Consider the following 15,265-nt stretch of genomic DNA (forward strand, 5'->3'; position numbering starts at 1 on the left):
CTGCCCGACCGGAGCGGGCAGCCGGTGCTCGCCGTGGAGAACCTCGCCATCGGCTTCCCGGACCGGCACCGGGGCGTGGACATCGTGTCCCGGGTTACGGGCGCAGCCGCAGCACCTGCGGGTCGTGGTCGCTGATCTGGTCGTGGAACTCCGAGTTGATGTGCACGCTGTCGTAGTCGAAGTCACCGCCGCGGCGGATCGCCGGGCTGATCAGGATCTGGTCCAGGACCTGCTGGTTGCCCTGGTAGTCGTAGGTGTAACGCTCGCTCCCCGGCAGGGACTTGATCGCCGACCACAGCGCCCCGTCGTCCTCCAGGATTTTCGTGGTGCCGGAGAACTCGAAGTCGTTCATGTCACCGAGCGCGATCACGTCCGCGTTCTTCTGCACGGCCAGGACGTCCTTGACGAACGCGTTCACCGCCGTCGCCTGGGCGTGCCGCTGGATCTCCGAGCTGCGCACCGGGGGCTGGTACTGCGAGGTCAGAGGCTGGTCGCCCCCCTTGGAGTTCAGGTGGTTGGCGATCACGAACACGGTCTTGCCGCGGAAGACGAACTCGCCCGCCAGCGGCTTGCGGCTGTTGGTCCAGGCCGCGCTCGCCGGGTCGATCCGGCCCGGCGACACCGTCAGCCGCGCCTTGCCGTGCACCTTGGCGACCCCGACGGCGGTGGTCGAGTCGCCGCCCGCGCGGTCGGTGAAGGAGACCCGCTCGGGGTTGAACAGGAACACCTGGCGGATGTTGCCGCCGGGCTCGCCGCCGTCCTGGCCGTCGACCGGGTTGACCGAGCGCCAGTCGTACACCGGGCCGCCCGCCGCGGCGATGGCGTCGATCAGCTTGGTCACGGTCCGGTCCGCGTCGACCGTGCCGTCGTTCGTGGCGCCGTTGTTGTCCTGGATCTCCTCCAGGGACACGATGTCCGGCGACTGGAGGTGGTGCACGATCGCGGCGGCGTGCTGCTCGAAGGTGGCGTCCGACGGGTCGAGGTTCTCCACGTTGTACGTCGCCACCGCCAGCTCGCGGCCCGACTGCTTCCGCGTCGTCTCGCGCTCCAGACCGCCGCTCTCCAGCGTGCCGAGGCCGCTCGCGACCAGCGTGTAACCGCCGTACTGGTTGAAGTCCAGCGGGCCGGTCGTCGTACCGGAGAGGGTGTCGCCGACGTCCGCCTTCGGGAAGTCGGCGGCGGAGCCCAGCGACTGGATCTGGAGCCGGCCGGTGTTCTGGGAGTCGTAGGAGCCGTAGACCGTGCCGCCGCGGCGGTTGCGGTGCTCCCACGGCTTCACGGTGACCCACAGCTCGCTGTGCGAGTCGGTCGCGGTGACCACGCGGGCGTCGGCGACCCGGACGTTCATGCCCTCCAGGGACTCGTAGTAGTCCAGCGCGTACGCCGACGGGTCCAGGGCGAGGCCGTTGACCGAGCCGCCCGCGGCGGTGTCGCCCGCGGGCGCGTAGGCGTCCGGTACCGCGTCCTCGTCGATCACGGCCGGCGCCGGGACCGCGTTGCCGGTGGAGACGGTGGTGACCTGCGGCTTGGTGATCTCGGTCAGCGACTGGTTGCCGGAGGAGGCGCCGCCCGGGACGTACTCGGTGACCGTGCCGGTCACCGTCACCGCGTCGCCGACCGCGACCTTCGGCGTGGAGCTGGTGAAGACGAAGACGCCCTCGCTGGTGGCCGGGTCGTCGTCCGGGGCCGCGTCCTGGAGCCAGAAGCCCCGGGAGGAGCCGTAGGTGCGGGTGGCGGTGACGATGCCGGGCACGTCCGTGACCTTCTGCCCGGCGTACGGCGATATCCGGGTCGTGCCCTGGATGTCGTGGACGCGCACCGAGTCGGCGTGCGCGGGGGAGGTGAGGACGACGGCGGACGCCGCGCCGCAGACGGCGGCGACGGTGAGCGCGGCGAGGCGCGCGGAAGACCTGCTCGGCAAGGGATTCCCTCCGGGACGTGCGTGGGCGCCGGGACGAGGACGGAAACGGAGACCGTGTGGGGCGGGTGGCCCTGTGTGACACGCGTAGAGCCGAGTGAACAGTTGTCCCCCTGCTTCTACGCGCGTCAATCTCCTGCCTGCCCCGGGGAGTTGTCAAGGTTTCGGCCATGTACGACTCCTTGCGCGGAGATGAACCGGGCGGCATGGGTGGAAATCCGTCTAGGCTGAGCGGCTGAGCCCGTTTCACGGTCCGAGGAGATCCAGCCGATGTCAGACAGCTCCCCCCTGCCGCCCGCGCGGCTGCACCCCGAAGCGGAGCTGGCGCGTGCCGCGCTGTCCACCCCCCTGCTGTCCCGGGCCGCGCGCCTCGCCCGCTGGGCCGGGCCGGACACCCGGGTGGACGCCGGCGGCTCGCTGGCCGAGGAGCAGCTGCCGGCCGCCGCCGGCCTGCTCGGCCTGACCGGGGACGACGCCGCCGCCTACGCCGGCGAGGCCTGGCGGGTCGCCGTGGACGCGGGCCTGATCGAGATCGTGGACGAGGAGGCCGGGACCGTCCGCGCGGGGGAGAGCCTGGCGCTGCTCACGGGCTCCCCGCGCGAGGTGCTCGCGGTGTGGCGCACCGCGCTGGAGACCGTCATCGCCGACGCGGCCGTCCCCGACCTGGACGACCTGGCCGACGCGATGGACGAGAGCGGCAAGGTCGATTTCTCGTCACTCGACTGGGATCCGCGGGCCGAGGCGGACTTCCTGGACGGCGTCCTCGGCAACCTCTATCTGCTGACCGTCGGTGAGGACGGCCCCGACGGGGTGCCCGTGCCGCTGCCCGCCCTCGCCGCGTCGATGCTCGTGCCCGACGGCATGGGCGAGCCCACCAACGACGTCCTGGAGCAGGTCTCCGACGCGATGATGCGGCTCGACGACCAGTTCCGCGCGCTGGAGCCGGCCGGGGTCGTGGCCTACCGGCCGGTGGACGAGGCGCTGATGGCCGACGCCGAGGAGGAGCCCGCGGCGCCCGTGGACGAGACCGACGTCTCCCGCTACGGCGTGGTCCGGCTCACCCCGCTCGGCGTGTACGGGCTGCGGGCCCGGCTGCTGGAGGCCGGGTTCGACGCGCCGGCCGTGGGCGACCTGGCCGACAAGGGCGCGGACGCGCTGCTCGACGGCACCGCCCGGTTCGGGCAGTCCGCCGCCCGCGCCGAGACCGAGCAGTGGCTCGCCCGCCGCGAACCCCTCGCCGGGGCCCGGGAGCTGCTGGCGGCGGCGCGCGGCGCGGACGCCGGGGGCCCGCTGCGCCGGCTGCGCTGCCAGCAGGCGCTGTCGCTGGTGGGCGCCGAGGCCGAACCCGCGCTGCGGGAGGTGCTGGACGACCCCGAGCTGGGCGGTCTGGCCCGGGTGTGGCTGAGCGAGCGGGGGGCCGAGGAGGTGCCGGCGCCCTCCCAGGAGCTGGTGTTCTGGCTGACCATCGACACGCTGGCCGCGCAGCTGGCGGCCGAGGGCAACTCCGAGGAGCTGCGGGCGCTGGTGGAGGGGCTGGCGGCACCGCACAGCGGGTTCTTCGCGGCGGCCTGGCGGGTGGACCACCCCGCGACCGCCGAGGTGCTGGACGCGATGGGCCGGCTGCACCCGGACAAGAAGGTGGCCAAGGAGGCCCGGAAGGCGGCGTTCAAGGCACGGTCGCAGCACGGGGGATGAGCGCGGAGGGGCCGTGGTGACGGGCGCGGGCGGCCAGGCGGTCGCCGATGCCCGGGGCCGTGGACTGCTGACGCCCGGGGCGTGGGGCGTCGGTGCCCGGGGCCTTGTCGGCCAGGGCCCCGGGCGGCGGCGTGCCCCGGCCCGGCCGGATCCCCGAGGGGGTGGCGGTACGCGGGCCCGGACCGGCGTCCGGCCGCGAGGTTCCCCGCGTCCCTCGGGCGCTGCCCGCCGTACCGGGTTCCGGTCCGGGCCGTCGTCCTCTACGCGGTCATGGTCTGCCGCATACGGATTCATGGAACAGGCGCCGCGGTGGTCGTCCGGCGTTCAACTCCTGTTCACGGATGGGCGGGAGCGTGGCGCCGAACCGAGGCCCCCCACCCTCCACGACACCGCAACCGTCGTCACAGGAGACACCATGTCGCTCACCCGCAGGGACTTCGCCAGGACATCCGCGCTCACCGGCGCCGGGGTCGCCCTGGCGGGCAGCGTCGGCGCCCTCGCCACCGCGCCGAACGCCCTTGCCGCCACGGAGACCGGGAGCGGCGAAGCCGCCTCGGCGCACGGGGGCCACGACCACCACGGCGTCGGCTACGGCCCGCTGCTCCCCGACCCGGACGGCATCCTCGCCCTGCCGGCCGGCTTCCGCTACGAGATCATCACCTACAGCGGCCGGACCCGCCTGGAGTCCGGCGAGTTCACCCCGTCCAACCACGACGGCACCGCCGCCTTCGAGGGCCGGCGCGGCACCACCCTGCTCGTCAACAACCACGAGCTGGCCGGCGCCCGCGCCCAGTGGCCGCACCCGGTGCCGCTCACCGAGGGCCTGGTCTACGACCCGGCCGCGGCCGGCGGCTGCACGGTGGTCGAGGTCCGCCGGGGCGGGGAGGTCGCCGAGTGGGTGGGCATCGCCGGCACCGCCACCAACTGCGCGGGCGGCAGCACCCCCTGGGGCACCTGGCTGACCTGCGAGGAGACCGAGGACAAGGCCGGGAAGAACGGTTTCACCAAGGACCACGGCTATGTCTTCGAGGTCGACCCGGAGGACCGCCGGGCCAACCGCGACCCCAAGCCGGTCAAGGCGTTCGGCCGCTATGCCCACGAGGCCGTCGTCATCGACCCCAAGCGGGGCCACGCCTACCTCACCGAGGACGCCTCCGGCCCCAACGGCCTGTTCTACCGCTGGGTCCCGCCGACGGGCTTCCGGCACGGCCGCGGCAGGCTGCGCACCCTCGCCGACGACGCGGGCGTGCTCCAGGCCTTCAAGTGCTTCGACTCCGGCGGCCGGTTCGTGGACGACCTCTCCCGCGCCACGAAGACCGGCACCGTGTACGGCGTGGACTGGGTGGACGTCCCCGACCGGGACGCCCGGACGGTCTCGGTGCGCAAGCAGTTCACCGAGGGCCAGGTCACGCGCGCCCGCAAGCTGGAGGGCATGTGGTGGGCCGACGGCGGTGTCTACGTCGTCTCCTCCTTCGCCCGCCAGGAGAGCCCGGTCCAGCACGACGGCCAGGTCTGGTTCTACGACCCCAAGCGGCGCACCCTGACGCTGAAGGTGCTGCTCGGGGTGAACCCGGACCCGGCCGTCGACGGTGCCTTCGACGGCCCCGACAACATCACCGTCTCCCCTTACGGGGGCCTGGTCATCGCCGAGGACGGCGAGGGCGTCCAGCACCTGTTCGGCGCCACGGAGAGCGGCCGCACCTACCCGATCGCCCGCAACGAGCTGAACATCGGCACCCCCCGGGAGCCGGAGTACAGCGAGTTCACCGGTGTCACCTTCTCGCCCGACGGCCGGACCCTGTTCGCCAACATCCAGACGCCCGGCATCATGCTCGCCATCACCGGCCCCTGGAAGCGGCACCGCCGCTGATCCTCCCGGATTCCCAGCCGTCGACCACGCCTGGACGCCGCGGCGGCCGTCGTGCCCGTCGCGGCGCCGGCGTGGGACGGGGCGGTGATCGGCAGGGCCGGTGCGCAGGCGCCGGTGGCCCGTCGGACGCCCCCTTCACGCGCGGAGACTCCGGCGCCCGCCGGTCAGGACCGTGGCCGCCACCAGCAGGGCGGTCAGTGTGAGCAGGGCACCGGCGGCGAAGGCGTGGGCGGTGCCGTGGGTGAGGACGGCGTCCGGGGAGCCGGTGGCGTGCCGGGTCGCCGTGCCGTACACCGTGACCAGGACGGAGAGTCCGACGGTGCCGCCCAGCCACTGGAGGGTCTGGAGCAGGCCGGAGGCGGCGCCGGCCTGCCGCGGGGTGACGGCGGACAGGATCGTCGCGTTGAGCGGCAGGAAACTCAGGCCCATGCCCAGGCCGATCAGGGCCAGCGGGCCGAGCAGTCCGCTCGCGTAGCCGTCCCCCGGCCCCAGCAGGGCCAGCCGGCCGGTGCCGAGCGTGGCCAGGGACAGGCCGCTCAGCAGCACCGGCCTAGTGCCGAACCGGGCCAGCAGCCGGGGCACCAGCCGTACGGTCGTGAACATCACCAAGGTCAGCGGCAGGAAGGCGAACCCCGCGCGGAGCGGGCTGTAGCGCAGCACCTGCTGGGCGAACAGGGTGAGGAAGTAGAACGCGCCGAACATGCCCGCGGGCAGCAGCAGGATGCTCGCGTACCCGCCGGCCCGGTCCCGGTCGGCGAACAGGGACAGCGGCAGCACGGGCTGGTCCGCCCGGGACTCCAGCAGCAGGAAGCCGGTGAGCAGGACGGCCGCGGCGGCGAAGCCGGCCGGCGCCCCGGGGTCGCTCCAGCCGCCCTCCGACACCCGGATGAACGCGTACACCAGCGAGGTCGTGCCGGCCGTTCCGGTGAGCGCGCCCGGCAGGTCGAACCGGCCCGCGTGGCGCCCGGTCTCGGGGACGAAGCGGGGCAGGGCGAGGGCCAGCGCCAGGCCGAGGGGGACGTTGACCAGCAGCGCCCAGCGCCAGGACGCCCACGAGGTGAGCATCCCGCCGAGGACCAGGCCGACGGAACCGCCGATGCCGGCCATGGAGGAGTAGACGCTCAGCGCGCGGTGCCGGGGCGGGCCGTCGGGGAAACTCGTGGTGATCAGGGCCAGGGTGTTCGGCGCGATCAGGGCGGCGCCGACGCCCTGGAGCGCGCGGGCGGCCAGGAGCCGGCCGCTGTCGGTGGCGAGGCCGCAGAGCAGGGACGACAGCGCGAACAGCAGGACACCGGCGGTCAGGGTGCGGCGGCGGCCGAGGAGGTCGCCGATCCGTCCGCCGAGCAGCAGCAGGCCGCCGAAGGCGAGGGTGTAGGCGTTGAGCACCCAGGACAGGGCGGTGGGACGGAAGCCGAGGCCCCGCCGGATGTCCGGCAGCGCGACGTTGACGACGGTGGAGTCGACGCCGACCATCAGGTAGGCGGTGACGATGACGAGGAGGGTGGTGGCGAGCCGCGCGGGGGCCGGTGCCAAGGGGGCGGCGGAGGACGATGCCGACGTGGACGGGGTGGACGGGGTGGACATGCGGTCTCCCGGTCTGGGGTCCCCGGGCGCGCGGCTTCACGCGGGCAGGGGTGAGCTGCCCACGGAGTACTACGGCGGTAAGCGGGGACTGTCTCCGTTTAGTGCTCGATAAGATACGGAGACGGTCCCCGGTTGGCAAGGAGTGAGTGGATGACGCAGGCCAGGCCCATGCGCGCGGACGCTCGGCGCAACTACGAGCGGTTGCTGAAGGTGGCGGCACAGGCTTTCGCCGAGCATGGAGAGAACGCGTCACTCGACGACATCGCCAAGCGGGCGGGGGTGGGCTCGGGCACGCTGTACCGGCATTTCCCGACCCGGCAGGCGCTGTTGGAGGCGGCGTACGTGGACCGGATCGAGGCGCTCGGGGCGCGGGCCGACGAGCTGGCGAAGCGGCTGCCCGCGGGGGAGGCGCTCGCGGAGTGGCTGTACGAGCTGGCCGTCGGCACGATCCAGGTGCGCGGGATGAAGGCGCTGCTCGGCTCCGCGGTGACGGACGGCGGGGCGGCGGCGCTGACGACGTGCGGGAACGTGGTGAAGGCGGCCGTGGCGAGGCTGGTGGTGGCGGCGCAGGCGGAGGGGGCGCTGCGGGGGGACGTGGAGCCGATCGAGGTGCTGCGGCTGACGCACGGGGTGGCGTCGGCGGCGGAGCTGGCGGGGGCGGGGGAGGAGGAGATCCGCCGTTATCTGCGTCTGCTCGGCGAGGGGTTGCGGGGCGGCGGGGACTGACCGGCCGAGGTGCTCGCCGCTGCGGGCTGCCGGCCGGCCGAGGGTGCCCTTCGGCGCGGGTGGGGCGGTGCCGGGCGGGGGCGGGATCCGCTCGTCCGGGCCGGCGGGGTGCCTTACCGGCCCGGGGCGGGGGTGGAGGCCGCCCCGGGGGTGTGCCGGTGTCCTACAGGGCCTTCGCCGCCGGGTCGACCATGTTGCGTACCGTGCGGGCCTTGACGAAGTCGCCCATCGCCGTCATGTCCCATTCGCCGGAGAACTGGCGGATGAGCTTGGCCATCATGACGCCCGTGCGGGGCTCCGCGGCGGTGAGGTCGAAGCGGACCAGTTCCTCGCCCGTGGCCGCGTCGATCAGGCGGCAGTAGGCCTTGGCGACCTCCGTGAACTTCTGGCCGGAGAAGGAGTTCACGGTGAAGACCAGGCCGGTGACCTCCTGGGGCAGCCGGCCGAGGTCGACCGTGATGACCTCGTCGTCGCCCCCGCCCTCGCCGGTCAGATTGTCACCGGAGTGCCGGATCGCGCCGTTGAGGATCACCAGGTTGCCGAAATAGCAGCTGTCGATGTGGTTGCGCTGCGGGCCGTAGGCGATGACCGAGGCGTCGAGGTCGATGTCCCTGCCCCGGAACGCCGGTTCCCAGCCGAGGCCCATCCGCACCTGCGACAGCATCGGCCGGCCGCCCTTGACCAGGGACACCGTCTGGTTCTTCTGGAGGCTGACCCGGCCCTTGTCCAGATTGATCTTCCCGGCGCCCGGCACCGGCGCGGGCGGCGGGGCCGCCGGCTGCGGCGGGGTCACCGGCTGCGGCGGTGCCTGGGGAGCCGCGGGGGCCGCCGCAACCGGCGTGGCGGCGGCCGGCTCCTCCACCGTCACCCCGAAGTCGGTCGCGATGCCCGCGAGCCCGTCGGCATACCCCTGGCCGACCGCCCGCGCCTTCCACTGGCCGCCCCGGCGGTAGATCTCCACGATCACCAGCGCGGTCTCGGTGCCGAGCCGCGGCGGGGTGAACGTCGCCAGCACGGCCCCGCCGTCCGCGTCCCGGATCGTGGCCGTCGGCTCGATGCCCTGGAAGGTCTGGCCGGCCGCGTCCGGGCTGGCCGTGACGACGATCTTCTCGATCTGCGGCGGGACGGCGGCGGTGTCCACCGTGACCGCGTCGGGGGCCGTGCCGCCGCCCGAGCGGTAGGTCACGCCGGGGCCGCTGGGCTGGTTGTAGAAGATGAAGTCGTCGTCGGAACGCACCTTGCCGTCGCCGGTGAGCAGCAGGCCCGACACGTCGAGCCGCACCGGGGCGGACACGTCCACCGTCACGCGCGCGGTCGGCAGAGGGATGTTCGAGCCTGGGGTCATAGCTGTCATGCCGGGTGAACGAACGACACCGCTTTACCGTTCCCTTACCGGCCACAACCCGCCGAACGGACTACGGCACCACCACGATCTTCCGCCCCACGCCCGCCGCGAACTGCTCCAGCGCCTGCGGGTAGCGCTCCAGCGGGACGCGGTCGCTGATGAACACCTCCGGGTCCAGCACCCCGTTCGCGAACAGCTCCGCCGCCCGCTCGAAACTGTGCAGCACGGCCATGGAACCGGTGATCGTGATCTCCTGGTTGTAGATCCGGTACGGGTCGATGGTCACGCGGGTCGCGTAGTCCGCCACGCCGAACTGGAGGAACGTGCCCGCCTTCGCCACCCGGTCCAGGCCGTCCTGGATCGCCGCCGCGTTGCCGGTCGCGTCCACGACCACGTCCCAGCCCCGCGGCCGGTCCAGTTCGTCCGCGCTGCCCGCCGCTGCCGACACGCCGAGCCGGCGGGCGGTCTCCAGGCGGGCCGGGTTCACGTCGACCACGTCCACGCTCGCCGCGCCGGTCCGCTTGGCCAGCTCCAGCATCATCAGGCCCATCGTCCCGGAGCCGTAGATCAGCACGTGCGCGCCGAGGCGGGCGCGGAGCACGTCGTAGCCGCGGACCGCGCAGGACAGCGGCTCCACCAGCGCCGCGTCCTCGGTGCGCACGTGCTCGGGCAGCCGTACGCAGTTCGCGACGGGGGCCACGGCGTAGCGGGCCGCGCCGCCCGCCGTCGTCACGCCGATCGCCGCCCAGCGCTCGCAGAGGTTGTTGTGGCCCGTACGGCAGTAGCGGCACTCGTGGCAGTACAGGGAGGGGTCGACCGCGACCCGGTCGCCGACCGCCACCTCCGTGACCCGGGTGCCGACCCCGACCACCTCGCCGGCGAACTCGTGTCCCGGCACGATCGGCAGCTTCGGCGCGAACTCGCCCCGGAGGATGTGCAGGTCCGTGCCGCACAGGCCGCAGGCGGCGACCTCGACGACGACCTCGCGGGGTCCTGGCGTCGGGTCGGGCACCTCGGCGACGACGGCGCGGCCCACGGACTCGATGACGGCGGCCTTCATTTCACGGCTCCCAACGACAGGCCCTGGACCAGCTTGTCCTGGGCGGCGAACCCCGCGGCGAGCACCGGCAGGGAGATGACGAGCGACGCGGCGCACACCTTGGCCAGGAACAGGCCCTGACTGGTGATGAAGCCGGTCAGGAAGACGGGGGCGGTCTCGGCGACCACGCCCGTCAGGACCCGGGCGAAGAGCAGTTCGTTCCAGCTGAAGATGAAGCAGATCAGGGCCGTGGCGGCGATGCCGGGCAGGGCGATCGGGGCCACCACGCGGGTGAGGACGACCGGGAGGCGGGCGCCGTCCACCCGGGCCGCCTCGATGACCGCGACCGGCACCTCGGCGAGGAAGGACTGCATCATCCACACCGCGATCGGCAGGTTCATCGAGGTGTAGAGGACGACCAGCAGCCAGACGTTGTCGAGCAGGCCGGCGTTCCTGGCGAAGAGGTAGACGGGCAGCAGGCCCGCCACGGCCGGCAGCATCTTCGTCGACAGGAAGAAGAACAGCACGTCCGTCCACTTGCGCACCGGCCGGATCGACAGGGCGTAGGCGGCCGGGAGGGCGAGCAGCAGGACGAGGAGCGTGGAGGCGACCGAGGCCACCGCGGAGTTGGCCAGCGCGGGCCAGGGGCTCGACCCGCCGCCGCTGCCGAAGAACTCGCGGTAGCCGTCCAGGGTCAGCGCGGCGGTGAAGGACGGCGGGTTCGTCGCCGCGTCCGTCTCCGAGTGGAGGGACGTCAGCGCCATCCAGGCGATGGGCAGGAAGAACACGATCCCGGCGAACCAGGCCAGCAGGCCCGGCCCGTGGCGGCGTACGGCCCTCATGCGCGGGACACCTCCTCGCGGAACAGGGACGACACCACGCGCAGCGCGAACGTGGCGATGACGAGGGAACCGATGACGACGAGGACGCCCGCGGCGGAGGCGAGGCCGTTCTCGTGGGCCTGGTAGAAGCTCTGGTACACGGTGTAGGGCAGGTTCGCGGTGCCCAGGCCGCCGGAGGTGATCGTGAACACCGCGTCGAAGTTCTGCACGATGTAGATCGAGCCCAGCAGGGCGCCCAGTTCGAGGTAGCGGCGCAGGTGCGGCAGCGTGAGGTGGACGAAGATCTGCCAGTCGCCCGCGCCGTCCACCCGGGCCGCCTCGACCTGCTGCTGGTCCCGGCTCTGCAGCCCGGCCAGCAGGATCAGCATCATGAACGGCGTCCACTGCCACACCAGGGAGGCCTCCACGGCGAGCAGCGGGGTGCGGGACACCCAGTCCGGCTGCGGGCCGCCCACCGCGTGCGACAACCCGTTCAGGAGGCCGTATTCGGGGTTGTAGAGCACGTGCTTCCAGAGCAGGGCCGCGGCCACCGGCACCACCAGGAACGGGGCGATGAGCAGGGTGCGCACGATGCCCCGGCCGCGGAACCTCCGGTCCAGCAGCAGCGCCAGCGCCAGTCCGAGGATCAGGCTGGCCAGCACCACCGCCGCGGTGAGCAGCACGGTCGTCCACACCGAGTGGCGCAGGTCCGCGTCGGTCAGGACCTGGCGGTAGTTGTCCAGGCCGGTGAAGCGGCGGGCCTTCGGGTAGAGGGCGTTCCAGTCGAAGAAGGAGATCACCAGCGTGGCCACGAACGGCAGCTGGGTCACGGCGATCAGGAAGACGAGGGCGGGCAGCAGCGGGGCCCGGGTGGCCCAGGCGCGCAGCCGGGCGGGGGGCCGGCGCGCGGCGCGTGCCGGGGCGCGGGTCGGGGGCGCGGTCGTCGCGGTCATCGTCCCTCGTACTCCTCGGAGATCCGTTCGGCGAGCCGCTGGGACTTGCGCAGGGCCGAGGCGACGGACTGGCGTCCGGCGATGGCCGCGCTGATCTCCTGGGAGACCTTGGTGCCCAGATCGGTGAACTCGGGGATGCCGACGAACTGGATGCCGGGCGCGGGGCGCGGCTGGACGCCGGGGTCGTTGGGGCGGCTGCTCTCGATGGCCTTCCTGGTCATCTCCTGGAAGGCGGCGGCGGAGGCGCGGTAGTCGGCGTCGGCGTACGTGGACGCCCGTTTGCCCGCGGGCACGTTCGCCCAGCCGCTGGTCTCGCCGACCAGCCGTTCGTAGCCCTTGCCGGACGCCCAGGACACGAACTTCCAGGCCTTGTCCGGGTTGCGGGAGGAGCGCTGGATGCCCCAGGCCCACGTGTAGAGCCAGCCGGAGGACCCGGTGCGCTCCACGGGCGCGGGGGCGTAGCCGAGCCGGCCGCGCACCGGGGAGCCCTTCGCCTCCAGCAGGCCGGCCGCGGAGGTGGCGTCGTACCACATGGCGGTCTTGCCCTGGGTCATGTTGTTCAGGCACTCGGCGAAGCCGGACTGGGCGGCTCCGGACTCGCCGTGCCGGCGCACCAGGCCGACGTAGAACTTGGTCGCCTTCTCGAAGGCGGGGGAGTCGAGCCGGGCCGTCCAGTCCTTGTCGAACCAGGTGCCCCCGAAGGTGTTCACGACGGTGGTGAGCGGCGCCGTCAGCTCGCCCCAGCCGGGCAGGCCGCGCAGGCAGATGCCCCGCATGCCGGGCCGGGCGCCGTCCGCCTTCGCGGCCAGCTCGGCGACCTGCCGCCAGGTGGGCCGGGCCGGCATCGTCAGGCCCTTCGCGGCGAACACGTCCTTGCGGTACATGAGGAAGGACGACTCGCCGTAGAAGGGCTGTCCGTAGAGCTTGCCGTCGGTGCCGGTGAGGGCCTCGCGCATGGGCCGCAGGATGTCCGGTTCGTCGTACGACGGGTCCTTCGCCACGTACCGGTCCATGGCGTGCAGCCAGCCGTTGCGGGCGTAGATCGGTATCTCGTAGTTGGACAGGGTGGCCACGTCGTACTGGCCGGCCTGGTTGGCGAAGTCCTGGCTGATCTTGTCGCGGACGTCGTTCTCCGGCAGGACCGTGAAGTTCACTTCGATGCCGGTGTCCCGGGTGAAGTGGGCGGCGGTCAGCTTCCGCAACTCGGTCATCTGCGGGTTGTTGACCATCAGGACGTTGATGGCGTCGCCGCCGGAACCGGACCCGCCCGCACCGGCCCAGCAGCCGGACAGCAGCGGGGCGAGCAGCGTCCCGGCGGCGGCCGCGGCGAGCGCGGCTCGCGGCCTCGGTCGGCTCGGGGTGCGCATGGATCGCTCCTGGATATAGGGGGAGATAAGGGGCGTGAGAGGGTGTGCCGCGGCCCTGCGGGGAGGGCGGGCCGGGCGGTCAGACGCGGATGACCTGGGGGCCCAGCAGGGAGTAGCGGTGGGCCTCGGCGGACGGCAGGAGGGTGCTGGTCACGATCGCCTCCAGCGAGCCGACCTCCGCGAACCGGCAGAAGCTGACCGCGCCGAACTTGCTGTGCACGCCCACGAAGACCGTACGGCGGGCCGCCCGCACGGCCTGCGCCTTCACCTCGCTGACCGCCGGGTCGGGGGTGGTCAGGCCGTACTCGCGGGATATGCCGTTGGCCCCGATGTAGGCGAGGTCGATCACGAAGCCGGCCAGCATCTTCGTCGTCCAGTGGTCGACGGTGGCCAGCGTGCCCGGGCGGACCCGGCCGCCGAGCAGCAGCACGGACGCGTGGTCGGCCTCCGCGAGGGCGCCCGCGACCGGCAGGGAGGCGGTGACGACGGTCAGCGGGCGGTCCCGGGGCAGCGCCTCGGCGATGAGCCGGGGGGTGAAGCCCTCGTCGACGAAGACCGTCTCGGCCTCCCCGAGCAGCCCGGCCGCCGCGGCGGCGATCCGGCGCTTCTCGGGCACCCGGCTGGTGGCGCGGAAGGCCAGCGTCGTCTCGAATCCGGCGCTCTCCACCGGATAGGCGCCCCCGTGGGTGCGGCGGACCAGGCCGTGGTCCTCCAGTGCCCGCAGATCGCGCCGGATGGTCTCCTTGGCCACGCCGAGTTCGGCGGCGAGGGCGGTGACGTCCACCGAGCCGGCGGCGCGTGCGACGCGCACGATCTCCCGTCGGCGTGCCTCCGCGGTCCAGGCGTCCATGTCGTCACCCGCTTCCCTGGGGAATCGCCCGTTCGGGCCCATGGGGGAAGTTCTACCGTCGGCGACCGGCGCTGACCAGGTCTGTCATGGGCCCGATCCTGCCCGTTCGGGCCCGCTTCGCACGGGGCGCGCCCGCGGCGGACCTGCGCGGCCGTCCGCGGCGGGGTGGGTTCGGGCACGGCGGATGCCCGGATGCGGCGGCGGGCGGGCCCGTTCGGTGCCCGCCCGCGCGCGTGGACGTCCGTTTCCGGCCGCCGGGCGGTCACCCGGGAGCCGGCCGGGGTTCAGTACGGCCAGATCGGCGGGTCGTTCACGAAGTGGCCGCCCAGGTGGGCGTGGGCCGGGTTCTCCGGGTCGAGTTCGCCCTGTTCGGCGATGAGCTTTCGCGCGTACGGCTCGGAGTCGTCCCGGGGTTCGTAGCCGAGCGCCCGCGCGCTGCTCAGGTCCCACCACAGGCGGGTGTTGGCGGAGGAGCCGTAGACCACCGTGTGGCCGACCCCCTCGGCGGTCAGGGCCGCGTGGAAGAGGCGGGCGCCGTCGGCCGGGCTCATCCACACCGAGAGCATGCGCACGCTGGTGGGCTCGGGGAAGCAGGAGCCGATGCGCACGGACACGGTCTCCAGGCCGTGCTTGTCCCAGTAGAACTGGGCCAGGTCCTCGCCGAAGGACTTCGACAGGCCGTAGAAGGTGTCCGGGCGGCGCGGGGTGTCGACCGGGATCGGCGGCTCGCCCGCGCGGGGGGCCGGGGTGAAGCCGACGGCGTGGTTGGAGGAGGCGAAGACGATCCGCCGCACGCCCTCCTCGCGCGCGGCCTCGTACAGGTGGTAGGTGCCCTCGATGTTCGACTTCAGGATCTTCTCGAAGGGCGCCTCCAGGGAGATGCCCGCGAGGTGCAGGACGGCGTCCACGCCCCGCACCGCCTCGCGCAGCGCGTCCTTGTCGGTGAGGTCGGCGGTGACGGCGTCCGGCTCGCCCTCGACGGGCCGGACGTCGAACAGGCGCAGCGTGTAGCCGTACTCCGGCAGCAGGGACCGCATCAGGGTGCCGAGCCCGCCGGCGGCGCCGGTGAGCAGGACGGTGCGGGGAGCGGGCATCCT

Annotated in this window: 12 protein-coding genes; 3 read left to right on the top strand and 9 right to left on the bottom strand. The window is 73.2% G+C overall.

All coding sequences use genetic code 11. From position 1 onward, the window contains the following. Positions 1-94: 94 nt before the first annotated feature. Complete coding sequence (locus tag ACZ4W9_RS19510; protein ID WP_467937302.1) at positions 95-1,921, bottom strand: endonuclease/exonuclease/phosphatase family protein; 1,827 nt, start codon at positions 1,919-1,921, stop codon at positions 95-97. A 267-nt stretch (positions 1,922-2,188) separates the two neighbouring features. Here ACZ4W9_RS19510 and ACZ4W9_RS19515 point away from each other — a divergent pair, with 267 nt between their 5' ends. After that, the gene (locus tag ACZ4W9_RS19515) at positions 2,189-3,613 is read left to right on the top strand and encodes a hypothetical protein (protein ID WP_467937304.1); all 1,425 of its coding nucleotides are present in this window, start codon (positions 2,189-2,191) and stop codon (positions 3,611-3,613) included. Between the two features lie 415 nt (positions 3,614-4,028). After that, positions 4,029-5,483, top strand: a complete 1,455-nt coding sequence (locus ACZ4W9_RS19520; protein WP_467937306.1) for an alkaline phosphatase PhoX — start codon at positions 4,029-4,031, stop codon at positions 5,481-5,483. Between the two features lie 135 nt (positions 5,484-5,618). Here the strand turns inward: ACZ4W9_RS19520 and ACZ4W9_RS19525 are convergent, their stop codons facing one another. Continuing rightward, a complete protein-coding gene (locus ACZ4W9_RS19525; protein ID WP_467937308.1) occupies positions 5,619-7,067 on the bottom strand; it encodes an MFS transporter in 1,449 nt (482 codons plus the stop codon). A gap of 150 nt (positions 7,068-7,217) precedes the next feature. Here ACZ4W9_RS19525 and ACZ4W9_RS19530 point away from each other — a divergent pair, with 150 nt between their 5' ends. After that, positions 7,218-7,793, top strand: coding sequence for a TetR/AcrR family transcriptional regulator (locus ACZ4W9_RS19530; protein WP_467937310.1), 576 nt, complete (start codon positions 7,218-7,220; stop codon positions 7,791-7,793). A gap of 163 nt (positions 7,794-7,956) precedes the next feature. On the opposite strand, the gene ACZ4W9_RS19535 is transcribed toward ACZ4W9_RS19530, so the two are convergent. From ACZ4W9_RS19535 to ACZ4W9_RS19565, 7 genes are all read right to left on the bottom strand, one after another. Continuing rightward, positions 7,957-9,138: a TerD family protein gene (locus tag ACZ4W9_RS19535; protein ID WP_467937312.1), complete on the bottom strand. Its 1,182-nt coding sequence runs from the start codon at positions 9,136-9,138 to the stop codon at positions 7,957-7,959. 70 nt (positions 9,139-9,208) lie between these two features. Then, complete coding sequence (locus tag ACZ4W9_RS19540) at positions 9,209-10,198, bottom strand: zinc-dependent alcohol dehydrogenase family protein (protein WP_467937314.1); 990 nt, start codon at positions 10,196-10,198, stop codon at positions 9,209-9,211. After that, positions 10,195-11,019 carry a carbohydrate ABC transporter permease gene (locus ACZ4W9_RS19545; RefSeq protein ID WP_467937316.1) on the bottom strand — a complete coding sequence of 275 codons (825 nt, stop codon included), beginning with the start codon at positions 11,017-11,019 and terminating at the stop codon, positions 10,195-10,197. Before ACZ4W9_RS19545 ends, ACZ4W9_RS19540 begins: the two co-directional genes overlap by 4 nt. Then, complete coding sequence (locus ACZ4W9_RS19550; protein ID WP_467937318.1) at positions 11,016-11,951, bottom strand: carbohydrate ABC transporter permease; 936 nt, start codon at positions 11,949-11,951, stop codon at positions 11,016-11,018. The genes ACZ4W9_RS19545 and ACZ4W9_RS19550 overlap by 4 nt, the downstream gene beginning before the upstream one ends. Beyond that, the gene (locus ACZ4W9_RS19555) at positions 11,948-13,318 is read right to left on the bottom strand and encodes an ABC transporter substrate-binding protein (protein ID WP_467937320.1); all 1,371 of its coding nucleotides are present in this window, start codon (positions 13,316-13,318) and stop codon (positions 11,948-11,950) included. The genes ACZ4W9_RS19550 and ACZ4W9_RS19555 overlap by 4 nt, the downstream gene beginning before the upstream one ends. Positions 13,319-13,397: 79 nt before the next feature. Next, on the bottom strand, positions 13,398-14,168 hold the full coding sequence (locus tag ACZ4W9_RS19560) for a DeoR/GlpR family DNA-binding transcription regulator (protein WP_467937322.1): 771 nt from the start codon (positions 14,166-14,168) through the stop codon (positions 13,398-13,400). Positions 14,169-14,452: 284 nt separating this feature from the next. Beyond that, positions 14,453-15,262 carry an NAD-dependent epimerase/dehydratase family protein gene (locus ACZ4W9_RS19565; protein ID WP_467937326.1) on the bottom strand — a complete coding sequence of 270 codons (810 nt, stop codon included), beginning with the start codon at positions 15,260-15,262 and terminating at the stop codon, positions 14,453-14,455. Positions 15,263-15,265: the final 3 nt, after the last annotated feature.

Source organism: Streptomyces sp. NPDC029296 (genome assembly GCF_055569255.1).